Source organism: Rivihabitans pingtungensis (assembly GCF_003201855.1).
Lineage (GTDB): Bacteria > Pseudomonadota > Gammaproteobacteria > Burkholderiales > Aquaspirillaceae > Rivihabitans > Rivihabitans pingtungensis.
Window position 1 is genome coordinate 47,878 of record NZ_QJKI01000008.1, and the last position, 23,733, is coordinate 71,610.

A 23,733-nucleotide genomic window follows, 5' to 3' on the forward strand; every position below is an offset into this window, starting at 1 on the left:
TTTTTTATGGCGCAGTGGGCGCAAAGCAGCATCACGCCGCCAGTTTGGCGAATGCCCGGCGCGCCGCCGCCACGGTGGCGTCGATGTCGGCTTCGGTGTGCGCAGCAGACACAAAACCCGCCTCAAACGCCGACGGCGCCAGATACACGCCTTCGGCCAGCATGGCGTGGAAGAAGCGGTTGAACAGCTCGCGGTCGGACTGCATCACCTCGGCGTAGCTGCGCGGAACCTCAGCGGTGAAATACAGCCCGAACATGCCGCCCACGCTGTCGGTGCTGCACGTTACGCCAGCTTCACGGGCGGCGGCGGCCAGGCCATCGACCAGTTGGCGGGTGCGCTCGCCCAGGCGGGCGTGGAAGCCTTCAGCCTGAATCAGCTTGAGCGTGGTCAGCCCGGCAGCCACCGCCACCGGGTTGCCGGACAGCGTGCCAGCCTGATACACCGAACCCAGCGGGGCGATGCAGGCCATGATGTCGGCGCGGCCGCCAAAGGCGCCAATCGGCATGCCGCCGCCCACCACCTTGCCCAGCGTGGTCAAGTCCGGGCGGATGCCGTGCAGCTCTTGCGCGCCGCCCAGCGCCACACGGAAGCCTGTCATCACTTCATCGTAAATCAGCACCGCGCCGTGGCGGGTGCACAGCTCGCGCAGCGCGGCGACAAACTCGGCGCTGGGGCGAATCAGATTCATATTGCCGGCAAACGGCTCCAGAATCACACAAGCCAGCTGGTCGCCCAGCTCGGCAAAGGTTTGCGTCAGCTGTTCGACGTTGTTGTATTCCAGCACCAGGGTGTGGCGGGTGAAATCCGCCGGCACGCCACCCGAGCTGGGCGTGCCAAAGGTCAGCAGACCCGAACCGGCTTTCACCAGCAAGCTGTCGGAATGGCCGTGGTAGCAGCCTTCAAACTTGACGATCTTGTCACGGCCGGTAAAGCCGCGCGCCAGGCGGATGGCACTCATGGTGGCTTCGGTGCCGGACGACACCAGGCGCACCGATTCAATCGACGGCACCAGCTTGATGATTTCTTCGGCGATCAGGATTTCGGCTTCGGTCGGCGCGCCAAACGACAGGCCGTTCACCGCCGCCGCCTGCACGGCGGCAATCACTTCGGGGTGGGCGTGGCCGACAATGGCCGGGCCCCAGGAGCCAACGTAGTCAATATATTGGGTGTTGTCGGCGTCCCACAGAGACGCGCCCTGGCCGCGCTGGAAAAAAATCGGCGTGCCGCCCACGCTGCCAAAGGCGCGCACCGGCGAGTTGACGCCGCCGGGGATGGAATGGCGGGCGCGTTCAAAAAGGGTGTGGTTGCGACTCATGAATGTGCATCCTGCGTAGTGTGCCCCTGCGGCCAGCGCGAGTACGGATGCTGGCTCAGGTGGGCGTTGGTGTAGCGGCCGTCGGCGGTGACTTCCGCCCCCAGCCAGGCCGGCCGCTCGAACGGCTCGGCTTCATCCTGCAATTCGACTTCCGCCAGCACCAGACCGGCGTTGTCGCCAAAAAATTCATCGACTTCCCAGACATGCGCGCCCACGGTGACGCGACGACGGATTTTTTCCATTGCCGCCGGGCACACCTGCGCCAGCATCTGTTCGGCGTCGGCCAGCGGAATCGGGTATTCAAACTCCAGCCGCGAGGCGTCGGTGACCATGGCCTTGACCGTCAGCCAGCCTTGCTCGCCGTCCACGCGCACGCGCACCACGCGCTCGCGCGATACGGCGATAAAGCCCTGCTTGAGCACCCGGCCCGGCGCCTGCCGCCAGCCGTCGCCGCTGACCAAAAAGCGGCGTTCAATTTCCATTGCCATTGCGGATGGCGCTCCTGCGCCAGATATCTTCAGAAAGGTTTCACGATCACCAGCAGCACCACCGCCAGCAGAATCAGCACCGGGATTTCATTGAACACGCGAAACCAGGTGTGGCTGCGGGTGTTGGCGTCGGCGATAAACACCTGCAAAAAGTGCCGGCACATCAGGTGATAGACAATCAAGCCCGCCACCAGCGTCAGCTTGGCGTGCAGCCAGCCGCCACTGACGCCATAGCCCAGCCACAGCACCAGGCCCAGCGCCAGGGCAATCAGCCCCAGCGGGGTCATAAAGCGGTACAGCTTGCCGGCCATCAGCTTCAGCCGCGCCAGTTCGACCATATCGCCGGCCATGGCCAGATTGACAAAAATGCGCGGCAGATAAAACAGCCCGGCAAACCAGGCGATGACAAAAAACAGATGCAAGGCCTTGATAATCAGGTAATCCATCAGCCAGCCCTTGTGCAGTGGTCAGAACTCGACCATTTCAAAATCGTCCTTGCGCGCGCCGCAGTCCGGGCAGGTCCAGTTCATCGGGACATCTTCCCAGCGGGTGCCCGGCGCGATGCCGTCTTCGGGACGGCCTTGCGCCTCGTCATAGATAAAGCCGCAAATCAGGCACATCCAGGTTTTCATGTGGTTGCTCCGGGGTGGGACAGGTAAAATGAAATTCTACATTGTTCACCCCGTTCGAGAATCCATCTTGTCCCAAATCGCCGAATTTCCGCCCATCGTCATGACCCTGGCTGGCGCTGACCCTTCCGGGGGCGCAGGCATCCAGGCCGACATCCTGACGCTGGCCAGCCTGGGCTGTCACCCCTTGTCCGTGATCACCGCCGTCACCGTACAAGACACCCGCAGCGTGGAAAACTTCTGGGTGATGGATGCCGAGCAAGTGTCTGATCAGGCGCGCTTTCTGCTGGAAGACATGCCGGTTTCGGTGTTCAAGGTGGGCATGATAGGCAGCGTGGAAAACGCCGCCGTGATTGCTGAAATCGCCGCCGACTACCCGGACGTGCCCTTGATTCTCGACCCGGTGCTGGCCTCGGGCGGCGGCGACGAGCTGGCGCGCGAAGAGCTGTGCGAAGCCATCCGCGATCTGCTGCTGCCGCTGACCACGCTGGTCACCCCCAACAGCATCGAAGCCCGCCGGCTGGCGGCCAGCAACCCGGACGAAGAAGACGAGCTCTCGCTGCCGCAGGCGGCGCAGCGGCTCTTGCAGGCCGGTGTGGAATACGTGCTGATCACCGGCACCCACGACAACACCGTGCAGGTGTGCAACACCCTGTATCACCGCAGCGGCATGACCTCGCGCGAACACTGGCCACGGCTGCCCGGCAGCTACCACGGCTCGGGCTGTACGCTGGCCTCGGCCATCGCCGGCTCGCTGGCCAATGGCCTGAGCATGCCCGACGCCGTGCGCGAGGCGCAGGCCTACACCTGGGAAACCCTCAACCGCGCCTTCCGCCCCGGCATGGGCCAGGCCATCCCCGACCGCCTGTTCTGGGCGCGCGGCGACGCCACCGCCGAAGACGAAGCCCCCGCCGCAGGAGAGCCCGATGGCCTGGCCTGACGCCCTGCCCCGCCGTGGGCTGTATCTGATCACCCCGGACACCACCGACAGCCTGCGCCTGTTCAGCCAGTGCCTGCGCGTGCTGCCGGCGCGGCCGGCGCTGCTGCAATACCGCAATAAATCCACCGACCCGGCGCTACGCCTGGCGCAGGCGCAAACCCTGCGCGCGCTCACCCGCGCCGCCGGCGTCGGGCTGATCATCAACGATGACGTGGCGCTGGCCGCCCAAGTGGGCGCCGACGGCGTGCACCTGGGCCGCGACGACGGCGACATCGCCGCCGCCCGCGCCCGCCTGGGCGAACACGCCATCCTCGGCGCCTCGTGCTACGACCAACTGCCGCTGGCGCACGCCGCCATCGCCGCCGGCGCCGACTACGTGGCCTTTGGCGCCGTCTGCCCCTCCGCCACCAAACCGAATGCCGTGCGCGCCCCGCTCAGCCTGTTTGCCGACAGCGCCGCGCTGGGCGCGCCGCGCGTGGCGATTGGCGGCATCACCCCGGCCAATGCAGGCGAGATTGTCGCGGCCGGCGCCGATATGCTGGCGGTGATTGGCGGGGTGTTTGACGCGGAAGACCCGCTGGCGGCGGCGTGCGCGTTGAGTGCGGGGTGGGGATAGCCACAGCAGACCTTGGCATAAAACTTAGCGGCCGCGCGCCTGGCCAGGCGCGCGGCCGCTAAGTTTTATGTAGCGTCGCTCACCCACCCCTCCTGGCTTTGTTGTACAACTTTGCCGTACAACGCGTACTGTCCGTGGTCACACGCTTAACCAGGGTCACTTCGCTGGGTGTTGAGCGGCGCTTGGCCGCACTTTGTAGATCGGTGTTTACAGCTCAGACACCGCCACCGGCTTATCGGAAGTGGATGCCGGCATGATCTTCATATTGCCGGCCTTGGCCAGGCTCACCAAGCCATCAGCGATTTTGACACCATTGGTGACTTGCCCGCTGACCGAATTGACGGCTTCTTTCAGATTGACCAATTTGGGCGCCAGCATCGGGTTGCTGCTCACGCCGCTGACCAGATTGGTGCTGCGCTGGGCCAGTTCCTTGTCTTTCATCAGGCCAAGCATGAAGTTGAACGCAGAACCCGCCAGGTTTTTGCGCTGTGCAGCGTTCATCTTGTTGATGCTGTTGACGGTTTCCTGATTGTTCAGCGTCTTTTGCAGCGCGGTGGCCGTGTCGGCATTGATCTGTTCAAGCTTGGCCTTTTTTTCAGACACATCGGTCATCTCATTAGCCGCTTTTATGGCGGCTTCGTGCTTGGCCTTTTCTTCTTGGCTGGCCAGCGCCAGATAGATCAACCGGGCCGACTGGTTGATCAATTGATCAGCCTGACGAGCGGTCTGGATGAATGCATCCACATCGTCACCGGACACATTGCTGGTGCTCGCGGTGGTGCCGGTGACGGCTTTAGTCAGGTCACCCAGACCAAACGCATGCGCTTGATGGCCAGCGGCCATGGACAGGGCCAGCAGGGTTGCTGCAATTTTTGCTTTTTTCATGATGTGCCTTGGTTTGCTACTTGGTTTGAAAAAGATTTTTTGCGGTTTGTTTGAGCAATTCGCCAACATCCTCATACAACTCTGCCCGTTGCAATTGGCCAAGCTGGGTGCTGTCGATATTTTGCTGATAACCGCTGGTCTTGAAGGTATGTTCAAGAATCATCTGTTGACTGACCGTGTCACCCTGCTTTTGCCGGAATGCGGTTTTGACTTTGTAACGGGTACTGCACGCATCGCCTTCGCAGGGGCTATCGACGGGATCAATCCGGTACAGTGATTCCAGGCATTGATCAAATGCAGCTTCCGGCAGCTTGATATTCGCCTTGAAGCCGCTGGCGCTGCCAACCCGGCGTTCAACCAGGCCTTTGAGCGAACGGTTGACCATATTGAAGCCGGTTTGGGCCGCCACCGCGTAGGCCAGCTCATCGTAGCGAGGCACAAACTGGCTGCCGACCTGGCTTTTTGGATTGGGGCAGTAGGCCAGTCGCATGGCGCCGCCAGCCGGGGTGTTGATCTGATCAATCAGGAGCTTGTCGCCCTTGCTCGGAGCAGGGGGTGAGCCGGCAATTTCCAGTTGAGCACGCAGTGCAATACGACGGCCTTCACGCGCCTCAACCCGCGCTTCCCAAGTGGGGACCAGCACGTCTTTGCTGATTTCCCGGTAAATGCGCACGGCTTGTCCGGGTTGCAGCACTTGGGCGGTATCGTTCACCCAGAGCTGGCCATTGTCTGTATCGGTAATTTCCAGCGTGGCGTGCTTGAACTTGACCTCTTTAGAAAATTTTTCGGCCAATTCAACCAGCGCGTTTTTCAGCGCCACTTCGCGGCGGTCAGCCGCCGCGATGCCGATGCCGTTGGTGACAACGTCCTGAAGGCTTTCGTCGGCATGGCGGGCGAATAGCACCTGGCCATTTTTTGCCAGCAGTTCGGCAAATGCCCACGATTTGTAGTGACGCTGTGTTTTGTAAGCGAGGTTGGTCGGTTTTTCGTACTCGACCACATCGGGAACAACCAGCCGGATAAAGTAATCAGGCAGCTCACGTTGCCCGCTGACAGCCGAGCCGATTTGGGTGTTGGAGTCGATTGCGGCCTGAACCTTGCCATAGTTTGCATTCAGCGGCAGCACGGCAAACTGGGCATCCGCGCCCAACTGATCGGCAAACAGCTGGCTCATCACGGCATCCGGAATATCCGCATTGCCATCGCTGACCACCACCAGCACACGTGGCTTCTTGACGTCGGACAGCTTCATCATCGACGTTCTGGCGTAGCGGCCGCCAGAGGAAATCTTGCCGCCAATCGGCGTGGCGACGGCGTAATCCTGGCCCGCATGCTCGATCTTGATCTCGTTGCCCCCGGCATCCAGCAGGATATCGTCCTTGCCAATCCCGGCCGCATAGCCTTTGTCCAGAATGCCATAGCCTTTCCAGGTTTCCTTGACCGTCGCCTCAACCACATAGGGCTTGAACTGGCTGGCGGCATGGGTCAGCAGTTCATCCAGGGTGCGCTCGAAGCTCTGCTGGGTGTACTGGCTGATCTTGGCGGCAATGGTGTCGGGCGTGCTGGTAAAGGTGGTGACCCGGGTCTGGTTGAACGATTGCAGCACCTCGCCGGTGAGCGGGTTGCTGAAATACAGGCTGAGCGTTAACGGCAGGTAGATATCGCGGGTGCCGTCTTTTTTATTGACTTCAAAGCGTGACGCGCGGGTCACCTGCACCGAAACCGCCAGCGTGCGATAGCGGTTTTTGGCATCAATCTGCTGGGTCAGGTTGTTAAAGTTTTTGGCAATTGCCTGGCCTGCATAGCCGACGTTCTGCCGGATATTGGCCTTGAGCACCTTGCCGATTTCAGGGCTGATCTTGCTGGCGACGCCTTTTTGATTGTCCGCGCCTTCATCAAAAAAAATACCGGGCACCGGGTAAACATGAATGGTTTCCCCGGCGCTGGCCAACATTGGCGCCAGCGCAAGAAACAAAGCACTGACAAGTAATTTTTTATTCATCACTTGCCTTTGCCGCAGCCGTTCATGCACAGCGTAATGATATTGCCGTCGGTTCTGGAATCAAGACGGGAAAATTGCTGATCCGACGCCAGCGCCATGGCGATAGCTTGGTCAATCGGGTCGCTGCCCTTATACGCCGCGACAATTTCAACCTGCCGGTCGTTGGCCTGACGTTGCACCTGATTTTCCAGTGCGGGCACATTTTTCAGCGCCTGGCTGAAGGCAACGCGGGTCATCAGCGAAATATTGCTGCCAGTCAGACGAACGATATATTCACTACCGTACATCGTGCGGCGTTTGTAATAGTCTTGCACGCGCTTGCCAACCTGGCTGGCCAGGCTTTGCGACAGTTTGATCGCCAGTTTGGCGCGGCAATCGTCCGAGGTCTGGCCGACCGCGTTTTCCGACTGGGTGCTCGAGCCGATGTCTTCGCCGGTTTTGGTCGAGAAGTTCTTGGTGCTGGCCACCCCGGTACAGGCGTGCATGCCAGAGTTACTGTCGATGCCGCGATCGTAGATCACCGAAGTGCCCAGCATGAAGTAATCGGCAGTGGCTTCTTTTCTGGCAAAGTTGACGTATTTTTCCAGCTCGGCGCTGTTTTCCAGCTTGTCCAGCGTCACCGGCTTGTTGCCAAAATACCGGCTGCGGAACAGTGTGTTGTCGATTACTTTAATGTCCAGATCAACAAACTGGCCTTTCAGCTCGTTGTACGTGTAGTTCTTTTTGTCCGGGCCGGTATTTTGCGGCTGGTATTTGACCAGTTTCTTGAAGTAGGTGTTGTCGTGCTCTTCCGCGTTGACCTGATGCGCGTAGGCTGCGCTGCTGGAGGATGCAGCAGCCACGGTGGTGCTGCGCGCGCCGGCAGCCTGATAAGTGCTGCCACTGGCGGCGGAATAGCGCCCACTGTCACGTGCGGCCACCGCCGCTTTACCGCCCTGCCCGTCGTTTTGAGCAGCGGCCACCCGGCTGTCGTACCCGGCATTGACCGTGCTGGCAGACGCGCCCTTGACGGCATAGGCGGCCTTGTCGGAAGCCACATACGCCGATTTACTGGAGCGGGCAGCGGCTTCTTTTTCTTTATACGAGTTGCCCGCTTCGTGCTTGTATTCGATCAGCTCTTCCAGCGGTGCGCGCAGATCGGTCGGCGTGGTGAAAAATTCATCCATCAGCACAAGAAAAGACTGGCTGCGCACCGTGTTGGTGTTAAGAGCCAGGCCCAAATCGCTGATCACACTGCGCAGTTGCTTGTCATCCATGCGCAAGGTGATATTAATGCGATACGTGTCGCCCACCATGTCCGGCATCGGATCGTAGAACACCTGCTCGCCAACTTGGGCAATCAGCTCTTCCAGTTGTTCTTGCACCTTTGGGTTGTTGCGGGTGCCAGCGCCAACCACTTTATCCAGCGCGGCCAGTACGGCATTGCGTTTTGCCTGCCGCATGGCGGCGCCGCGAATATCGGCGGCGTTGCTGAACAGGCTTTTCTGGGCAGTGCCCACGCCCCGTGTTTCAATTTCCAATGCATGGGCAAAGGTGCTGGCCAATATCGTGGCAAGGGCCAGCGCCAGTGTGGTTTTTTTCATGCTAAATCCAGTATTTAGTCGGGGAGTTTTACGGAAACATCGCCAGCACGCACTTCGGTGACGCCGCCACCTTGCACGATGGACACGTCACCCACTGCGGCTTGGGTGGTATGGGTGCGCAGGCCGAAGCGATGCAGCAGGGTGCGATATTCTTCGCCGTTGCGAATGTCGGCGAGGTAGCGGCTCTGCTCGATCAGGCTGACTTCACGCAAGCCGTGGTTGAACGCCTGTTCAAGCGCAGCCAGGGCGGCAAGGCGGTTTTGGTTGGCGGCCTTGGCTTCGGCCGCCACCACCCAGGCTTCGACCACGCTGGGCGAGGCCGCCGTCAGTTGGTCGGCAAGCTGGTTGGCCTGGCCGAAGTTGTGCTTCATCAGCTCATTGCGCACCGCATCGAGGGTAACCTTGCTTTGGCTGGCTTCGGCAACGGGCGCCGGGCTGGCCTGGTTGGCGGTATTGCGAGATTCATTGCAGCCCGCCAGGCAAATCAGCGAGATCAGCAGTGCTTTGTACCAGTTCATGTTTCTTCTACTGCTTATGAGTGGATGCGGATGGTGATTAAGCGCGGCCAACAAAACTTAGCAAAGCGATCCTGGCTAGGCGGACGACCGCAGACAGTACGGCAGCGAGTACCGCAAGGTCGTGTCACAACGCCAGGAGGGTTTTGTGAGCCGCGCCAAGAGGCACAAGCGTAGCGAGTGCAGGCATAAGCACGTGAGCTTACTTATTTTGCAAAAATCGCATCATCTTGCTCTGATTTGGCATATATTCATATACGTAGAAATACGTAAATATATAATTAATAGTCATTCTCTACATCAGCACAGCGGCCCTGGCGCCGAGAGCGCCCTCATCAGTACCGCTCACCTCCAGCATGACTTGTCATCCGATGATGGCAAGTGGCATCTTTACCAAGATGTTCAGATTTCACCCTGCACCGCCCAGCGGCGCCTGAGATTTATCCGATTCCGTCATAAACCATGCATTTTTTCTTGGCAGAGAAACCTTGATGAGCGAAAAAACCCATTCATCTGGCTGGGTGTGGATAAGCACCGAAGATTCTATCCAGCGCGGGCAGATTTCCCGGCTGGCGCTGCTGGAAATCCCCCTGGCCATGGCCTTTTTTTGGGGGCTGAGCAGCCTGTCCCCCTGGCCCTGGCTCACCCTCATCGGCCTGATGGCCGCCCCCGTGCTGCTGCTGCGCTCGCCGGAGTCGGTGGAAGCGGGAAAAGAGATGTTGGCGGGGTATATGGAGAATAAGGAAGTATCCACAGGCCAGGACTGGCTAACCGGGCTCGTAGCCGTGGGACTGGCAGCAGGACTGAGCTACTGGGGAGCACAACATTTCTTGCAGGGGCAAACCGGCTGGGCGGCGTTCTGGCGCGGAGCGATGCTGGGAGGAGGAGCGGTTACCTTTGTTTTTACTTTAACTTTAATTTTTGTCTATGGCCCTATAACCACATCCACTGCTGTACATGAGCGTGCATATGTGGGTACGGTTGCAGGCGTAGTTGTGGGTGTAAGCATAGTTGTAGGTTTGGATATCGTTGCGAGTGTAGCTGTTGGTATGCTTGTTGTTACATTTATAAATATCAGCCCCACAAAACATTTAAATTATTCTTTGATACTGTTAATGCTGCCCACCATAATGTTCGGCTTCTTCGTTCGCGCTATATTCATCCGTCTTTTGGCAACCCTTCAATATTGGCGCTTGGGCTTAACCGCTTTTCCGAAAAATTGGCGCGAAACCGTTTGCGTTATTGATGCCCGCCATCTACCGGAGCTCTTGCCGGGAGCGGGAGAAATTGACAGTCAATTGAGTTTGCAAGGGTTGTTCGGGTACAAGATAGAGGGCGAACTTGACAACAAGATACTTAGCTTTCTGACCCTTACAACCCTTGCCCCCCTCATTTACCTCCCCGCCTTGCTCTACCGCTGGAACCTCAAAGCCAGCGCCTGGCTGTGGGGGCCGGTGGCGCTGCTGCTCAGTCCGGTGCTGTGGGCCAATGATGAAACCATGCGCCATAAAACCGCCTACTGGACCACTCGGGCCGTGCAATCCGTTTTGTGGTCGGTGTGGGTGGGTTTTGTCGGCTGGCTGCTGGCTGCATATTTGCCTGACGATGTGCGCGCGCTGTTTCCGCACTGGGTGACGGTGGTCTATGGCCATCTGCCGCTGCCGACTTTGGGGCTGCGCTATGGTCTGCTGGTGCTGCTGGCGCTGTCTCTGCTTGGCTTGCTATTGGCGGCTTACCCGGTGCGGGCGGCGCATGGCAAGGCTTTGGAAGGAGCCGGGGATTTTCACAAAGGCTATACCGAAGAATTGAAAGCCGAATTACACCGCCTGGCAATCCCGGTGCGCCGCTGGCTGCGGGTGAATCTGGTGTTGATGACGTTCAATATCTGGGCGTTTGCCTGGCAGTGGGCGGTGCAATATTGGCCGAATCAGTTGCAACACATCACTTGGCCGTGGCTACGGCCTTGGCTGTAAACGCCACTCGCCACACTGTCCTGGCGTTGTTGCGCGGCCTTGCCACGCCAGGCGCACCCGCCAGTTCAGCGTGGGCTCGTGCGCCGCGCGTGATCCCTCAATCCACCGCCTCCCCCACACAGCCCAATAAATGCGCCAGGGTGCGCGCTGTCGCGCCCCGGTGGCGTTGGGCGAAGGCCAGACCGGCGGCGCCCATGCGCTGGCGGGCATCGGGGTCGGCCAGCAGGGTGGCGACGGTGCGGTGCAGTTCGTCAGCGTCGGCCACCTGGCGGGCGGCGCCTTCGGCCAGGGCCAGGCGGGTGACTTCGGCAAAGTTGAAGGTGGAGGGGCCAATCAGCACCGGGCAGCCCACAGCAGCCGGTTCGATCAGGTTTTGCCCGCCCAGCGGCAGCAGGCTGCCGCCGATAAAGGCCAGATCGACGGCCTGATAGTAGGCAAACATCTCGCCCATGCTGTCGCCCAGCCAGACGCGGGTGTCGGCGCGCAGGGCGGTGTTGTTGCTGCGGCGCTGAAACGGGATGCCGCGCGCGCGCAACAGCTCGGCCACTTCGGCAAAGCGCTGCGGGTGGCGCGGGGTGAGCAGCAGCACCGCCGGGCTGTCGGCGGGCAGGGCGTCCAGCAGCAGGGCTTCTTCGCCCTCGCGGGTGCTGGCCGCCATCCACAGCGGGCGTTCTCCGCGCCATTGGCGCAGCTGGGCGGCCAGCGCGGCGGCTTGTGGCGGCGGGGTGATGTCAAATTTCAGATTGCCGCACACCGCCACCTGGCGGGCGCCCAGCGCGCGCAGGCGGGCGGCGTCGTCTTCGCTTTGCGCCGCCACGCCGTCCAGGCTGGCCAGCGCCGGGCCAATCAGCCCGGCCGCGCGCCGATAGCCGCGCGCCGAACGCTCAGACAAACGGGCATTGGCCAGAAACAGCGGCACGCCGTGCGCGCGACAGCCGGCAATCAGGTGCGGCCACAGTTCGGTTTCCATCAGCACGCCAAACATCGGCTGATAGCGGCCTAGAAAGCGCGCCACGGCATCCGGGGCGTCGTAGGGCAGGTAGCGCACGCAGGCGTCGGGATACAAGCTGAGGGCGGTTTCCCGGCCCGTGGGGGTCATTTGTGTGATCAACAGGGGTTTGTCGGGCCAGCGCGCGCGCAAAGCGGCCACCAGCGGCGCGGCGGCGCGGGTTTCCCCCACCGACACCGCATGCACCCAGATGGCGCCGTGGGCGTCGTCTGCGCGCGGCTCGCCGCGCGCCCAGCGCTCATCCCAGTGTTGCAGGTATTCCGGCTGCTTGCGCGCGCGTCGGCGCAGGTAATGGCCAATCAAGGGCGGCGCCAGCTTCCACAGCGCCGCGTACAGCAGCGGCCAGATCATGCCGCCACCCCAGCCTGGCAGCGCGCCAGCGCCGCCAGCACCGCCTCGACATCCGGGCATTGCCCCACCCCACCCAGATTCATCGCCCGCGCCGACGGGACCACGCCCGTCAAGGCCGGGTCGGTGTCGGTGTAAAGCGCCACCAAGGGCACATCCAGGGCATTGGCCAGATGGGTCAGCCCGGTGTCCACCCCCACCACGGCGCAGGCGTGGCCCAGCAGGCCGGCGGCTTCGGCCAGGCGCAGCTTGGGCGCGGCCTGGCTGCCGGGCAGGCCATCGGCCAGACGCAAGGCGCGCGCCTGCTCGACGGCATTGCCCCACGGCCACACCACGGCCACCCCCTGGGCGTGCAAGGCGGCGCCCAGGCGCAGCCAGTGCGCCTCGGGCCATTCTTTTTCTGCGCGCGAGGTGGCGGTCAGCAGCACGGCGTAGCGCTCGGCATGCAGCCAGGCCGGGCGCGCGCCGGGCTGAATGCCAAAGCGGATGTGCGCCAGATCAGGCTGATAGCCAAAGGCCTGGCCCAGCAACAGGCGGTTGCGGGTGATGGCCGACAGCGTGCGGCTGACGTGATAGGTCTTGTGATAGAAGCGGCTGGCCAGCGGCTCGCGGATGCTGTCGGCGGCATAGCCGCCCAGCGGCGTGCGCCGAACCAGGCGCGCGGCCAGCGCGCTTTTCAGCAGGCCTTGGGCATCCAACACCAGATCGTACGGCGTGGCGTTGAGCTGTTGATAACAGGCGCGCATCTGCCGCCACACCGACGGGCTCCACAGCTGTTTGCGCCAGCGCCGCCAGGCAATCGGCAACACCTGGGCCACCGCCGGGTGCAGACGGGGAATATCGGTAAACGCCTCTTCCGCCAACCAATCCACGCGCAAATCCGGAAAGCGGCAGGCCAGATCGGTCAAGGCAGGCAAGGTGTGGATCAAGTCGCCCATGGACGACATGCGAACAAGCAAAAGTCGTGACATGCCGCGATTGTACGGGCGGCCTGGGGGTTAACCAAGCGAAATCCCCGGGGCCAGCTGTGGATAACTCAAGGTTTTCCACCTGTGGAAAACTTATCCACAAACTCACCACCGGCCCGCCGTAGAACTTACCCCAAGCCCATACACAAGGCAAAGCGATGATTTTTATACAGATTTACCATGTTATCCACAGTTTTTGCCAAGTATTGTTTCATCGTCTTTTTTTAAAATGGGATCGTGTTTGAAAGCGATTGCAGGCAAAATAACTGTCCACCGCGCTTTGCCGACAGACCGTCAGACAGCTGTGGATAACTCAGCAAAACACCCAAGCGGCAAAGTTGTCCACAATGCGCCAACATCAGACAAGGTGGGTCATCCGGTAAAGCGCAAACAACGTAATCTGTTGATTTATCAATGTAAAACAGTGTTACCCACAGACTTTGCCGGACTATTGTTTCATCGTCCTTTTAAATTTGTATTCAATTATTAAGACAAGTCATGCAACTGTCTCTGGTGCTTATCACCCTGAATGCCGAAGCCACCTTGGCCAAATGTTTGGCCAGCTGCGACTTTATTGACGATATTGTGGTGGTCGATTCCGGCAGCCAAGACAATACAATGGCAATCGCTGAACAATTTGGCGCCCGTGTCATTCAGCAAACCTGGCTAGGGTTTGGCAAACAAAAACAATTTGCTGTTCAGCAAGCTCAATATGATTGGGTATTATGTCTGGATGCGGATGAATGGTTATCGGATCGGCTAAAACACAGTATTCAACAGCTGAATGCTGATCATAAAACCTGGGCGTTCACCATGCCCAGATGTAATAAATTCATGGGGCGGTTTTTAAAGCACGGTGAAGGCTATCCTGATTGGAGCTTGCGGCTGTTTCACCGCCAACATGCGCAATGGTCAGATGATGCAGTGCACGAAACTGTGCAATATCAAGGACTTATCGGCAAGCTACAGGGTGATTTGATGCATGAATCCGGCGAGGTGCTGGGTGAATATTTACGCAAACAGAATCAATACACCGATTTACAAGCCGAGGCATTATTAGCCAAACAAAAAAGCCCATCTGCCAGTAAAATGCTGCTCAGCCCCTTGGTGCGCTTTATCAAGTTTTATTTGGTTCGCCAGGGATGGCGAGATGGATTGCCCGGATTTGTGCATATCAGCATTGGCTGCATGAATAGCATGATGAAATACGCCAAGCTTTATGAACTACAACGCAAGAGTCGCCAGTAAATGAAAGTATTGCTCACCGGCGCTGCCGGATTTATCGGCCGCGCCACTGCTGAGGCGCTGCTCAAGGCCGGCCACCAGGTGGTGGCTGTGGATAATCTCAACGACTATTACGCCGTCAGCCTCAAGCACGCCCGGCTGGCCACCTTGCGTGAACAGCCCGGCCTGCAATTTTATCCACTGGACGTGGCCGACTGGCCGGCGCTGGATGCCCTGTTTGCCGAACAGCGCCCGGATGCAGTGATTCACCTGGCGGCGCAAGCCGGGGTGCGTTACTCGATCCAGAATCCGCATGCTTATGCACAGTCCAATCTGCTGGGCATGACCCATATTCTGGAAGCCTGCCGCCAACATCCGGTGCAGCATCTGGTGTACGCCAGCTCGTCGTCGGTGTACGGCAAAAACGCCAAAGCGCCGTTTGCCGAAGATGACCGCACCGACCAGCCGGTGAGTTTTTACGCCGCCAGCAAAAAAGCCAACGAAGTGATGGCCGCCAGCTACAGCCATCTGTATCAACTGCCGGCCACGGGTTTGCGCTTTTTTACCGTGTATGGTCCCTGGGGTCGGCCCGATATGGCGCCGTGGCTGTTTACCGAAGCCATCCTGCGTGGCGAGCCGATCAAGGTGTTCAATCACGGCCGTTTGCAGCGCGATTTCACCTATATCGACGATATTGTCGAAGGCATCCTGCGCGTGCTGGCACAGCTGCCGCAGGGGGATTGCCCGCACACGCTGTACAATATTGGCAATCACCAGCCGGTGGAATTGATGACTTTCATCAGCACCATCGAACAGGCGCTGGGGCGTGAAGCAGAAAAAATCTACCTGCCCATGCAAGATGGCGATGTGCCGATTACCTACGCCGATACGCAAAAACTGCGCGACGCTGTCGGGTTTTCGCCGGATACGCCCTTGGCTGACGGCATGCGGCGGTTTGTTGATTGGTATCGGGCGTATCACCAGTGCTAGAACCGCTCACGACCTTGCCGTACTACCCACACTGTCTGCGGTCACACGCCTGCCAAGGCCGCTGCGCTGGGTTTGCTGAGCGGCGCTGAGTGTAAAAAATAGACACGGCGAATGTTCCACGTGGAGCATTCCGCCCAATAAAAAAGCCGGTGAATATCCATTCGCCGGCTTTTTTATCACGCATCTGCGGTCAAAATAAGCTTCCGCTGCCTCCATCTGGCAAACGCCAATCAATCTCCCCACGGCCATGGGTGCGCAAAAAGGCATTGGCCTGCGAAAAATGCTGGCAGCCAAAAAAGCCGCGATACGCCGACAATGGCGACGGATGCACGCTGTTCAGCACACCATGCTGGGGATTGGCTGCGGCTGGCGCGCCCAGTTTTTGAGCGGCGCTGCCCCACAGCAAAAACACCGTGGGGGTGTCGCGTTCGGCCAGGTGTTTGATCACCGCGTGGGTGAGCACCTCCCAGCCCAGTTTGCGGTGGCTGTTGGCGCAGTCTTTTTCTACGGTCAGCACGCTGTTCAGCAACAGCACGCCTTGCCGCGCCCAGGCGCTCAGGTCGCCATGGCGTGGCGTGGGTGCGCCCAGGTCTTGTTGTTGTTCGGCAAAGATATTGCGCAGCGAGGGCGGGATTTTCACCCCGGCCGGCACCGAGAACGCCAGGCCGTGCGCCTCGCCTTCGCCGTGGTAAGGGTCTTGGCCGAGAATGACCACTTTCACCTGATCAGGCGGGGTGAGGTTGAGCGCGTGAAACACGGTTTCGCGCTGTGGATAAATTTGCGCGCCAGCGGCGTGGCGCTGCTGCAAAGCGTGGTCCAGCGCGCGCCATTTTGGCTGCGTCCACACCGCAGACAAGGCGCGGCGCCAGTCTGCGTCTAGGTTTGCGTAAGCGGGGGCAAGAAAGCTGAGGTCGGACATGATCGTCTAGGCGGCGGGCGCCGCGTCTGTGGATAAGCTGGGGATGAATGCACAACGGCCAGCAGGGGCTGGCCGTTGTGCGGGGTAAATCACGCTGGGCAATCAGTAGCGCGGCATGGCCGGATCCACCTGATCGGCCCAGGCGGCCACACCGCCGGCCAGGCTGAATACCTCAGCAAAGCCAGCGTTGAGCAAATACGCCGCCACCTGATAGCTGCGCACGCCATGGTGGCAGATCACCACCAGTGGCGCATCGTCCGGCAGGCTGTTCATGTGCAGCGGCACACTGTGCATCGGCATCAGCTGGCTATTGGCCAGGTGACAATGGGCGTATTCCCATTCTTCGCGCACATCCAACAGATGCGGCGCCGGGCGGCTGGCGTCGTTCAGCCAGTCTGCCAGGGCGCGGGCGGTGATTTCTTGAACGGCGCCCATCAGAACACAAAGCGTTCCGGCTGGCCCACGCCTTGCAGCGCGTCCAGATGGGTTTCAAACAGCACGGTGCTGCGCAGGCCGCTGGGGCCTTCTTTGACGCGCTCGACCAGGGTGGCGGCCAGCGGGGCCAGATCGCCCACCACCACCAGCATGCGGCCGCCCACCGCCAGCTGGCTGGTGAGTTCTTCCGGCACGCTGGGCAAGGCGCCGCCCACCACGATGACGTCAAACGGCGCATTGGTCGGCAAGCCGCCCACGCCATTGGCGGTCACCAGGGTGACATTCTGGATGCCGGCGCGCGCCAGATTGGCCTTGGCCAGCGCGGTCATATTGGCGTCGATGTCCAGGCTGTAGACATGTTTGCCCACGCTGGCCAGCAGGGCGGTCAGATAACCGCTGCCGGTGCCGATTTCCAGGATTTTTTCGTCTGCGGCAATGTTCAGCTCTTGCAGGATGCGCGCTTCCATCTTCGGTTGCAGCATGCGGCTGCCGTTGGGCAGGGGCAGTTCGGTATCGACAAAGGCAATGGCCTTTTGATTGTCGGCGACGAAGTTTTCGCGTTTCACGTGAAACAGCAGATCCAGCAGCTGCGTATTGAGCACATCCCACGGGCGAATCTGTTGTTCGACCATGTTGAACCGGGCTTTTTCAAAATCCATTGACCACTCCGAACGAGGTTTATCGAGCCATGACAGTACCTTGCAATTATCCCATATTTGCTTTAGCTTCACAGCACTGTCCGCTAGGGGTTTCCCGTTGGCCTGCCGGCCCCGGGAATGAGAGTTACCCTTTGAACCTGATCCGGCTCATATCGGCGTAGGGAAGCGGGATGGCGCACGTATTGTGCGGTTTCCCGTTTTTTTGCCGAACACGAGGAAAATCCGCCATGAACGCACCGCACACCCCCTTCAACCAGACCGCCGAGGTTGACCAGGCCGCTGTCCAGCCGCTGCCCAACTCGAAAAAGATTTACGTGACTGGCAGCCGCCCGGATATCCGGGTGCCGATGCGTGAAATCAGCCAGGCCGACACCCCCACCTCGTTTGGCGGCGAAGCCAACCCGCCGATTACCGTGTACGACACCTCCGGCCCGTACACCGACCCGGCCGTGCGCATCGACGTGCGCTCTGGCCTGGCTGCGCTGCGCGCCGCCTGGATTGAAGAACGCCAGGACACCGAGCTGCTGGCGGATTTGTCCAGCGAATACGGCCGTCAGCGCGCCGCCGACGAAAAGCTCGACCCGTTGCGCTTTAACCTCACCCGCGCGCCGCGCCGCGCCAAGGCCGGGGCCAATGTCAGCCAGATGCATTACGCTCGCCGTGGCATCATCACCCCGGAAATGGAATATGTGGCGATTCGGGAAAACCTGCGTCGCCGTGAATACCTGGCCAGCCTGAAGGCCAGCGGCCCGCAAGGCGAAAAAATGGCGCGTCTGCTCACCCGTCAACACCCCGGCCAACGCTTTGGCGCTGGCATTCCGGAAGAAATCACCCCGGAATTCGTCCGCGACGAAATCGCCCGTGGCCGCGCCATCATCCCGGCCAATATCAACCACCCGGAATCCGAGCCGATGATCATCGGCCGCAACTTCCTGGTGAAGATCAACGGCAATATCGGCAATAGCGCGGTGACTTCCAGCATTGGCGAAGAAGTCGAAAAAATGACCTGGGGCATCCGCTGGGGCGCCGACACCATCATGGATTTGTCCACCGGCAAAAACATCCATGAAACCCGCGAGTGGATCATTCGCAACAGCCCGGTGCCGATTGGCACGGTGCCGATTTATCAGGCGCTGGAAAAAGTCGGCGGCAAGGCCGAAGACCTGACCTGGGAAATCTTCAAAGACACGCTGATCGAGCAAGCCGAACAAGGCGTGGATTACTTCACCATCCATGCTGGCGTGCTGCTGCGCTATGTGCCGATGACTGCCGAGCGCATGACCGGCATCGTCAGCCGGGGTGGCTCGATCATGGCCAAATGGTGTCTGGCCCACCATCAAGAAAACTTCCTCTACACCCATTTTGAGGAAATCTGCGAGATCATGAAGGCCTACGATGTGGCCTTCAGCCTGGGCGATGGCCTGCGTCCTGGCTCGATTTACGACGCCAACGATGACGCCCAGCTGGGCGAGCTGAAAACCCTGGGCGAGCTCACCCAGATTGCCTGGAAGCACGATGTGCAGGTGATGATCGAAGGCCCCGGCCATGTGCCGATGCAGCTGATCAAAGAGAATATGGACAAAGAACTGGAATGGTGCGACGAAGCGCCGTTCTACACCCTTGGCCCGCTGACCACCGACATCGCCCCCGGCTACGACCACATCACCTCGGCGATTGGCGCCGCGCAAATTGGCTGGTATGGCTGCGCCATGCTCTGCTATGTGACGCCGAAAGAGCATCTGGGTCTGCCCAATAAAGATGATGTCAAAGAAGGCATCATCACCTACAAGCTGGCCGCCCATGCGGCGGACTTGGCCAAGGGCCACCCTGGCGCACAGATTCGCGACAATGCCTTGAGCAAGGCGCGCTTTGAGTTCCGCTGGGAAGACCAGTTTAATCTGGGCCTGGACCCGGACAAGGCCAAGAGCTTCCACGATGAAACCTTGCCCAAGGACAGCGCCAAGGTGGCGCACTTCTGCTCGATGTGCGGCCCGCACTTCTGCTCGATGAAAATCACCCAGGACGTGCGCGACTACGCCGCCCAGCAAGGCATCAGCGCCGAAGCCGCCTTGCAGCAAGGCATGGAAGTGAAGTCGGTGGAGTTTGTGAAGGGCGGCGGCAAGCTGTACGACAAGCTGTAAGCTGCCGCATGCCCTTGGCTATGCCCAGGTGTCCACCTGCATGCCAACGGCGCCAGGGTTGGCGCTAGGGGTGGCCGTTGAGGTTTGCGTGCTTGTCAGTGCGTGCTTGAGCTCACTGGCTTGAGTATTCAAGCTGGCAATGGTGCGCTGACCTTCTGGTGTTTTGCCTGATGGGCAAGCCATCCAGTCGGCCAGTTGCTGTTGGCAACGGCTCAGTTGTGCATGCAGGGCGGGGCTGCTGGCGTGGGTGGCTGAGGTGATTGGCATGCTGTTCTCCTGGTAAGGGTGTGCATGCTATCTGTCGTTGCCACTGCGCCAACCTTACTATCAGCCTACAAAAAACCCTCGGTTGCCCGAGGGTTTTTTGCGTTCACGCCAGATGTTTCACGTGAATCATCAGGCGGCGATGGACACCGTGCCCAGCGAACTTTGTGCCTTGCTGCTGGATTGGCCGCTGTAGGTTTGCACCAGCTGCATGATTTGCTTCACCACATTCTCATCCAGCGCGCTGGCGCTGCTGCTTGAGCTGGTGCTGGCCGTGGTGGTGGCGCCGGTGGCCTGGTTTTGCTCTTGGTAAGCCATGGCTTCGTCGTGGGTCACCTTGCCGTCACCATTGGCGTCAGCGGCTTCAAAGTTGCTGGCCAGGGTTTTCATCAGGCTGGCCAGATCGCTATCGTCCGTCTTGCTGGCGATTTCGGTCATTTGATCTGCCGTCAGGCCTTCGTCCTTCTTGCCGCCGCCATGGTGGCCGTGATGGCCTTCAGCCTGGCCCGGTTGCAGCACGTTCTGCATCATGCTGGCCAGTGCATTGGCGATATCGGTGTTGCTGGCGGTGGTGTCGGTCGAGCTGCTGCTGGTCGAGGCATCGCTGCTGCTGGAGGTGCTGCTGGAATTGGACAGCGCGTAAGCCAAGGCTTCGGTGGCGCTGACTGTGCCGTCTTTATTGGTGTCGGCCGGGTCATAGCTGGCGGATTGGCTGCTGCTGGTGCTGCTGCTGTCGGTGTCGCTGTCTGCATCACCATTTCCACCTTGCGGCGGCGGCGGGGGCGGCATATCGCCCTTGCCCTTGGTGCGCATGGCCTGGAAGCTGTTCTCCAGCTGATCTTGCACTTTTTTCAGGCCGTCGCTCAGCTCGGTTTTGGTCAGCTTGCCGTCGCTGTCGCTGTCCAGCGATTTGAACACCTCTTCAGCGCTGGCGCTGCTGGTCGAGCTGTTGTTGCTGCCCAAGGCCGAGGCCAGGTCGCTGGATTCCAGATAGCCTTTGTTTTGGGTGTCCAGTTTGGAAAACAGGTCGTCCGCCATCTGGCTGGCGTCGGGGCGCTGGCGCGCGCCGCCAGTGCGGGAAAACATCATGGCCGAGGCGGCGCTGGTGCTGCTTGAGATGCTCATCGACATGGTGAGGCTCCTTATAAGCATGTCACGGTAAGTGGGTAGGGCAGTGCATGCGCCAAAGCGATGACTGCCGGCTGCGTGATTGCAAGAATCTCACCTAAGTTCATGAAATTAAAGGTTGTTGTTGGTAAAGTCGGGTAAATTTGCGTTAAATGTCATCGAGTTTTGCCGCGCGGGGTCGATGGCGGAAACATTCACCCCTGGCATGGATGGGCCGGCTGGCAGTTTTTGCCGCCTGGCCTGGCAAATCCTGCCAAAACACGCTGCTGGGCAAATGGCTGATGCACAATGGATTTAACATTTGCCAAATAGCCGCCATCCGTGCCGATGGCGATTTTTGCCGTCAGTCAGGCTATGTAAAGCTGGGTAAAGCCTGGCAAAGCCGCTCAGAGCGCCAATCAGGAACCGTTATCATGCAAGACATGACGCTTTTACAAGGAAATCCCGCCATGAACCGGCTATTGCTGGTCGATGACGATGTCGAACTGGCCGAGATGTTGCGCGATTACCTCGCGCAGGAGGGCTTTGCCGTGACTTTGGCTCACGATGGTGAAGCTGGCGCCCAGGAGGCATTGTCTGGCCAATACGCGCTGATCGTGCTGGATGTGATGATGCCGCGCGCCAGCGGCGTGGAAGTGCTGGGCCGCGTGCGTTCGCAAATCAGCACGCCAATCATCATGCTCACCGCCAAGGGCGACGATGTAGACCGCATCATTGGCCTGGAAATGGGCGCGGATGATTATGTGCCCAAGCCTTGCACCCCGCGCGAGCTGGTGGCGCGCATCCGCGCCGTGTTGCGCCGGGTGAACAGCACGCCCACGGAGTCGGCAGACAATCTGCTGCAGATTGGCGAGCTGACACTGTGGCCAGGCAAACGCACCGCGCAATGGCGCAATGCACCGCTGGAGCTGACCAGCACCGAATTCAATCTGCTGCTGCAACTGGCGCGCAATGCTGGCCGGGTGGTCAGCAAGCGCGAGCTGTCCGAGCAGGCGCTGGGCCGCTCGCTGACGCGTTTTGACCGCAGCATTGACGTGCACCTAAGCAGCATCCGCCACAAACTGGGCCGTCGCCCGGATGGCCAGTCGTGGATTGAAACCATTCGCGGCATTGGCTATCAATTTATCCGGGAGTGAGGATGCCTGCCGCCCTGTGGCCACGCGCCAGCCTGCTGCGCCGTAGCCTGTTCTGGAAAATCCTGCTGGCCTTCTGGCTGACCTTGCTGCTGGCTGGCGTGGGCGCCGGGCTGGTGGTGTGGTGGCATATTCCCAAGCACGAGCATCAGCCGCTGTCGGGAGGGCCGCGCACCGCCTTGCTGCTGCACATGGCTGAATCCGTGCTGGTGCATGGCGACGAAACCACGCTGCGCCGTATCCTGATTGACTGGTCTGGTCGCGAAGCGCCGATTTTTGCCGTGGACGAACAAAACCGCGAGCTGTTGGGCCGCAAAGTCGAGCCCGAGGCCATTGCCACCGCCCGACAACTGGCGGCGGGCAAGGGCGACGATGCCCGCGTGCGCAGCGTCACCCTGTCGTCCGAGCACACCTATGTGCTGTTTGTGCCTGGCCACGAATTTCGCCCGCGCATCGGCCTGCTGCCCTTTATGCCGCCCTTGCCCGACGGTAATTTCCGCCGGGGCGACGATGGCCGGCCACGCGATGGGCACGGTGGCCCGCCAGGCTTTGAGCGCGGCGACAAATTTCGCGGCGGCCCCGGCCTGCCGCTGCCCTGGGTGCATGTGCTGGCCGGCATCCTGGCCAGCCTGGCGTTCAGCGCCGGCCTGGCCTGGTATGTGGCCAAACCGATTGGTCATCTGCGCCAGGCGTTTCGCGCGGTGTCTGCCGGCAAGCTCAATACCCGAGTGCGCGCACGCATGGGGCGGCGACGCGATGAATTCAGCGATCTGGCCCAGGATTTTGACAGCATGACCGGCCAGCTGGAAGCACTGATTGGCGCGCAACGCCGGTTATTGCATGATATTTCCCACGAACTGCGCTCACCGCTGGCGCGCCTGCAAGCCGCCATCGGCCTGGTGCGGCAAAACCCGCAACAACTGGATGCCACGCTGGATCGCCTGGAGCGTGAAGTCACCCGGCTAGATGAACTGGTGGACGAAGTGCTGACCCTGGCCAGGCTGGATTCCGGCTTGCCTGGCGTGTCGTCACAATCCTTCGACTTGCTGGCCTTGCTGGATGAGGTGATTGGCGACGCCCAGTTCGAGGCGGAATCACTGCATAAATGCGTGCGTTATCGTGGCGGCGGCGAAGCCCATATGCACGGCCGTGCGGATTTGCTGATGCGCGCGGTAGAAAACATTGTGCGCAACGCCATTCGCTACACCCCGGAAAGCCAGTGTGTGGAAGTAGAAAGCCAATGCCAGGGCGGCCAAGTGCGCATCAGCGTCAGCGACCACGGCCCCGGCGTGGCGGATAGCGAGCTGGATGCCATCTTCCAGCCCTTCTACCGCAGCCCGAGCAACCCAACCGGCACCGGCTATGGCCTGGGTTTGGCGATTGCCCGCCGCGCAGTCGAAAGCCACGGCGGGCAGATAGTGGCCCGCAACCGGCCAGAAGGCGGTCTGCGGGTGGAGATCAGCTTGCCGCTGACCCCAGTTGCCGAGCCGCATTGATGGCGGGTGACGGATGGTGTGGCGCGCACTTGGCGGCCATGTACATGTACACGCGGTTACATTCCGACACGCC

General features: G+C 60.4%; 24 protein-coding genes and 1 riboswitch. Of the genes, 9 read left to right on the forward strand and 15 right to left on the reverse strand.

Annotated features, from left to right (window positions below; genetic code table 11):
* Positions 1-31: 31 nt before the first annotated feature.
* From hemL to DFR34_RS08015, 4 genes are read right to left on the reverse strand one after another with little or no spacing between them, the layout of a single operon-like run.
* Complete coding sequence (gene hemL, locus DFR34_RS08000) at positions 32-1,315, reverse strand: glutamate-1-semialdehyde 2,1-aminomutase (RefSeq protein WP_110390629.1); 1,284 nt, start codon at positions 1,313-1,315, stop codon at positions 32-34.
* Positions 1,312-1,803, reverse strand: coding sequence for a CYTH domain-containing protein (locus tag DFR34_RS08005; protein WP_110390630.1), 492 nt, complete (start codon positions 1,801-1,803; stop codon positions 1,312-1,314). Before DFR34_RS08005 ends, hemL begins: the two co-directional genes overlap by 4 nt.
* A gap of 29 nt (positions 1,804-1,832) precedes the next feature.
* Positions 1,833-2,249, reverse strand: a complete 417-nt coding sequence (locus tag DFR34_RS08010) for a CopD family protein (RefSeq protein WP_110390631.1) — start codon at positions 2,247-2,249, stop codon at positions 1,833-1,835.
* A 21-nt stretch (positions 2,250-2,270) separates the two neighbouring features.
* Entirely contained in the window at positions 2,271-2,435 is a 165-nt protein-coding gene (locus DFR34_RS08015) for a rubredoxin (protein WP_110390632.1), read from the reverse strand.
* Positions 2,436-2,502: 67 nt separating this feature from the next.
* On the opposite strand from DFR34_RS08015, the gene thiD reads away from it, so the two are divergent.
* On the forward strand, positions 2,503-3,372 hold the full coding sequence (gene thiD / locus DFR34_RS08020; protein ID WP_245906841.1) for a bifunctional hydroxymethylpyrimidine kinase/phosphomethylpyrimidine kinase: 870 nt from the start codon (positions 2,503-2,505) through the stop codon (positions 3,370-3,372).
* Positions 3,359-3,988 (forward strand): thiamine phosphate synthase, encoded by a 630-nt coding sequence (gene thiE, locus DFR34_RS08025; RefSeq protein ID WP_110390634.1) that lies wholly within the window; start codon positions 3,359-3,361, stop codon positions 3,986-3,988. Before thiD ends, thiE begins: the two co-directional genes overlap by 14 nt.
* Before the next feature lie 207 nt (positions 3,989-4,195).
* Here thiE and DFR34_RS08030 read toward each other — a convergent pair whose 3' ends face one another.
* Genes DFR34_RS08030 through DFR34_RS08045 form a run of 4 tightly spaced genes read right to left on the reverse strand, consistent with a single transcriptional unit; the run spans position 4,196 to position 8,976 of the window.
* Positions 4,196-4,975, reverse strand: a complete 780-nt coding sequence (locus tag DFR34_RS08030; RefSeq protein ID WP_211309335.1) for a hypothetical protein — start codon at positions 4,973-4,975, stop codon at positions 4,196-4,198.
* Positions 4,890-6,827, reverse strand: coding sequence for a hypothetical protein (locus DFR34_RS08035; RefSeq protein WP_110390636.1), 1,938 nt, complete (start codon positions 6,825-6,827; stop codon positions 4,890-4,892). Before DFR34_RS08035 ends, DFR34_RS08030 begins: the two co-directional genes overlap by 86 nt.
* Before the next feature lie 47 nt (positions 6,828-6,874).
* Complete coding sequence (locus DFR34_RS08040; RefSeq protein ID WP_110390637.1) at positions 6,875-8,458, reverse strand: hypothetical protein; 1,584 nt, start codon at positions 8,456-8,458, stop codon at positions 6,875-6,877.
* A gap of 14 nt (positions 8,459-8,472) precedes the next feature.
* Positions 8,473-8,976 (reverse strand): hypothetical protein, encoded by a 504-nt coding sequence (locus DFR34_RS08045; protein WP_110390638.1) that lies wholly within the window; start codon positions 8,974-8,976, stop codon positions 8,473-8,475.
* Between the two features lie 488 nt (positions 8,977-9,464).
* On the opposite strand from DFR34_RS08045, the gene DFR34_RS16800 reads away from it, so the two are divergent.
* Entirely contained in the window at positions 9,465-10,946 is a 1,482-nt protein-coding gene (locus DFR34_RS16800) for a hypothetical protein (RefSeq protein ID WP_146215085.1), read from the forward strand.
* A 97-nt stretch (positions 10,947-11,043) separates the two neighbouring features.
* Here DFR34_RS16800 and waaA read toward each other — a convergent pair whose 3' ends face one another.
* Complete coding sequence (gene waaA, locus DFR34_RS08055; protein WP_110390640.1) at positions 11,044-12,306, reverse strand: lipid IV(A) 3-deoxy-D-manno-octulosonic acid transferase; 1,263 nt, start codon at positions 12,304-12,306, stop codon at positions 11,044-11,046.
* The gene (waaC, locus tag DFR34_RS08060) at positions 12,303-13,274 is read right to left on the reverse strand and encodes a lipopolysaccharide heptosyltransferase I (RefSeq protein ID WP_110390641.1); all 972 of its coding nucleotides are present in this window, start codon (positions 13,272-13,274) and stop codon (positions 12,303-12,305) included. The genes waaA and waaC overlap by 4 nt, the downstream gene beginning before the upstream one ends.
* 238 nt (positions 13,275-13,512) lie before the next feature.
* Here waaC and DFR34_RS16805 point away from each other — a divergent pair, with 238 nt between their 5' ends.
* The 3 genes from DFR34_RS16805 to DFR34_RS08070 are packed head-to-tail and all read left to right on the forward strand — an operon-like array spanning position 13,513 to position 15,485.
* On the forward strand, positions 13,513-13,761 hold the full coding sequence (locus tag DFR34_RS16805; RefSeq protein WP_146215086.1) for a hypothetical protein: 249 nt from the start codon (positions 13,513-13,515) through the stop codon (positions 13,759-13,761).
* Between the two features lie 8 nt (positions 13,762-13,769).
* Positions 13,770-14,519, forward strand: coding sequence for a glycosyltransferase family 2 protein (locus DFR34_RS08065; RefSeq protein WP_110390642.1), 750 nt, complete (start codon positions 13,770-13,772; stop codon positions 14,517-14,519).
* Positions 14,520-15,485 carry an NAD-dependent epimerase gene (locus DFR34_RS08070; RefSeq protein WP_110390643.1) on the forward strand — a complete coding sequence of 322 codons (966 nt, stop codon included), beginning with the start codon at positions 14,520-14,522 and terminating at the stop codon, positions 15,483-15,485. It abuts the gene before it with no gap.
* A 190-nt stretch (positions 15,486-15,675) separates the two neighbouring features.
* On the opposite strand, the gene ung is transcribed toward DFR34_RS08070, so the two are convergent.
* The 3 genes from ung to DFR34_RS08085 all read right to left on the reverse strand — a co-directional run bounded on the left by ung (position 15,676) and on the right by DFR34_RS08085 (position 17,498).
* Complete coding sequence (ung, locus tag DFR34_RS08075) at positions 15,676-16,404, reverse strand: uracil-DNA glycosylase (protein WP_110390644.1); 729 nt, start codon at positions 16,402-16,404, stop codon at positions 15,676-15,678.
* Between the two features lie 102 nt (positions 16,405-16,506).
* Positions 16,507-16,839 carry a rhodanese-like domain-containing protein gene (locus DFR34_RS08080; protein ID WP_110390645.1) on the reverse strand — a complete coding sequence of 111 codons (333 nt, stop codon included), beginning with the start codon at positions 16,837-16,839 and terminating at the stop codon, positions 16,507-16,509.
* Positions 16,839-17,498 (reverse strand): protein-L-isoaspartate O-methyltransferase family protein, encoded by a 660-nt coding sequence (locus DFR34_RS08085; RefSeq protein WP_110390646.1) that lies wholly within the window; start codon positions 17,496-17,498, stop codon positions 16,839-16,841. The genes DFR34_RS08080 and DFR34_RS08085 overlap by 1 nt, the downstream gene beginning before the upstream one ends.
* A gap of 75 nt (positions 17,499-17,573) precedes the next feature.
* Positions 17,574-17,679, forward strand: a riboswitch (TPP riboswitch).
* A 46-nt stretch (positions 17,680-17,725) separates the two neighbouring features.
* On the opposite strand from DFR34_RS08085, the gene thiC reads away from it, so the two are divergent.
* A complete protein-coding gene (gene thiC, locus DFR34_RS08090) occupies positions 17,726-19,639 on the forward strand; it encodes a phosphomethylpyrimidine synthase ThiC (protein ID WP_110390647.1) in 1,914 nt (637 codons plus the stop codon).
* An 18-nt stretch (positions 19,640-19,657) separates the two neighbouring features.
* Here thiC and DFR34_RS16810 read toward each other — a convergent pair whose 3' ends face one another.
* Both DFR34_RS16810 and DFR34_RS08095 read right to left on the reverse strand, forming a co-directional pair.
* The gene (locus tag DFR34_RS16810; RefSeq protein WP_146215087.1) at positions 19,658-19,906 is read right to left on the reverse strand and encodes a hypothetical protein; all 249 of its coding nucleotides are present in this window, start codon (positions 19,904-19,906) and stop codon (positions 19,658-19,660) included.
* Between the two features lie 129 nt (positions 19,907-20,035).
* On the reverse strand, positions 20,036-21,034 hold the full coding sequence (locus tag DFR34_RS08095) for an EF-hand domain-containing protein (RefSeq protein WP_158281767.1): 999 nt from the start codon (positions 21,032-21,034) through the stop codon (positions 20,036-20,038).
* 446 nt (positions 21,035-21,480) lie between these two features.
* Here DFR34_RS08095 and DFR34_RS08100 point away from each other — a divergent pair, with 446 nt between their 5' ends.
* The gene (locus DFR34_RS08100) at positions 21,481-22,167 is read left to right on the forward strand and encodes a response regulator transcription factor (protein WP_110390699.1); all 687 of its coding nucleotides are present in this window, start codon (positions 21,481-21,483) and stop codon (positions 22,165-22,167) included.
* A 2-nt stretch (positions 22,168-22,169) separates the two neighbouring features.
* Positions 22,170-23,660: an ATP-binding protein gene (locus DFR34_RS08105; RefSeq protein WP_110390649.1), complete on the forward strand. Its 1,491-nt coding sequence runs from the start codon at positions 22,170-22,172 to the stop codon at positions 23,658-23,660.
* Positions 23,661-23,733: the final 73 nt, after the last annotated feature.

Coding starts and splice junctions, on each gene's coding strand:
- hemL (WP_110390629.1), bottom strand. CDS start 1,315: ATGAGTCGCAACCACACCCTTTTTGAACGCGCCCGCCATTCCATCCCC.
- DFR34_RS08005 (WP_110390630.1), bottom strand. CDS start 1,803: ATGGCAATGGAAATTGAACGCCGCTTTTTGGTCAGCGGCGACGGCTGG.
- DFR34_RS08010 (WP_110390631.1), bottom strand. CDS start 2,249: ATGGATTACCTGATTATCAAGGCCTTGCATCTGTTTTTTGTCATCGCC.
- DFR34_RS08015 (WP_110390632.1), bottom strand. CDS start 2,435: ATGAAAACCTGGATGTGCCTGATTTGCGGCTTTATCTATGACGAGGCG.
- thiE (WP_110390634.1), top strand. CDS start 3,359: ATGGCCTGGCCTGACGCCCTGCCCCGCCGTGGGCTGTATCTGATCACC.
- DFR34_RS08035 (WP_110390636.1), bottom strand. CDS start 6,827: ATGTTGGCCAGCGCCGGGGAAACCATTCATGTTTACCCGGTGCCCGGT.
- DFR34_RS08040 (WP_110390637.1), bottom strand. CDS start 8,458: ATGAAAAAAACCACACTGGCGCTGGCCCTTGCCACGATATTGGCCAGC.
- DFR34_RS08045 (WP_110390638.1), bottom strand. CDS start 8,976: ATGAACTGGTACAAAGCACTGCTGATCTCGCTGATTTGCCTGGCGGGC.
- DFR34_RS16800 (WP_146215085.1), top strand. CDS start 9,465: ATGAGCGAAAAAACCCATTCATCTGGCTGGGTGTGGATAAGCACCGAA.
- waaA (WP_110390640.1), bottom strand. CDS start 12,306: ATGATCTGGCCGCTGCTGTACGCGGCGCTGTGGAAGCTGGCGCCGCCC.
- waaC (WP_110390641.1), bottom strand. CDS start 13,274: ATGTCACGACTTTTGCTTGTTCGCATGTCGTCCATGGGCGACTTGATC.
- DFR34_RS08065 (WP_110390642.1), top strand. CDS start 13,770: ATGCAACTGTCTCTGGTGCTTATCACCCTGAATGCCGAAGCCACCTTG.
- DFR34_RS08070 (WP_110390643.1), top strand. CDS start 14,520: ATGAAAGTATTGCTCACCGGCGCTGCCGGATTTATCGGCCGCGCCACT.
- ung (WP_110390644.1), bottom strand. CDS start 16,404: ATGTCCGACCTCAGCTTTCTTGCCCCCGCTTACGCAAACCTAGACGCA.
- DFR34_RS08080 (WP_110390645.1), bottom strand. CDS start 16,839: ATGGGCGCCGTTCAAGAAATCACCGCCCGCGCCCTGGCAGACTGGCTG.
- DFR34_RS08085 (WP_110390646.1), bottom strand. CDS start 17,498: ATGGATTTTGAAAAAGCCCGGTTCAACATGGTCGAACAACAGATTCGC.
- thiC (WP_110390647.1), top strand. CDS start 17,726: ATGAACGCACCGCACACCCCCTTCAACCAGACCGCCGAGGTTGACCAG.
- DFR34_RS16810 (WP_146215087.1), bottom strand. CDS start 19,906: ATGCCAATCACCTCAGCCACCCACGCCAGCAGCCCCGCCCTGCATGCA.
- DFR34_RS08095 (WP_158281767.1), bottom strand. CDS start 21,034: ATGTCGATGAGCATCTCAAGCAGCACCAGCGCCGCCTCGGCCATGATG.
- DFR34_RS08100 (WP_110390699.1), top strand. CDS start 21,481: ATGAACCGGCTATTGCTGGTCGATGACGATGTCGAACTGGCCGAGATG.
- DFR34_RS08105 (WP_110390649.1), top strand. CDS start 22,170: ATGCCTGCCGCCCTGTGGCCACGCGCCAGCCTGCTGCGCCGTAGCCTG.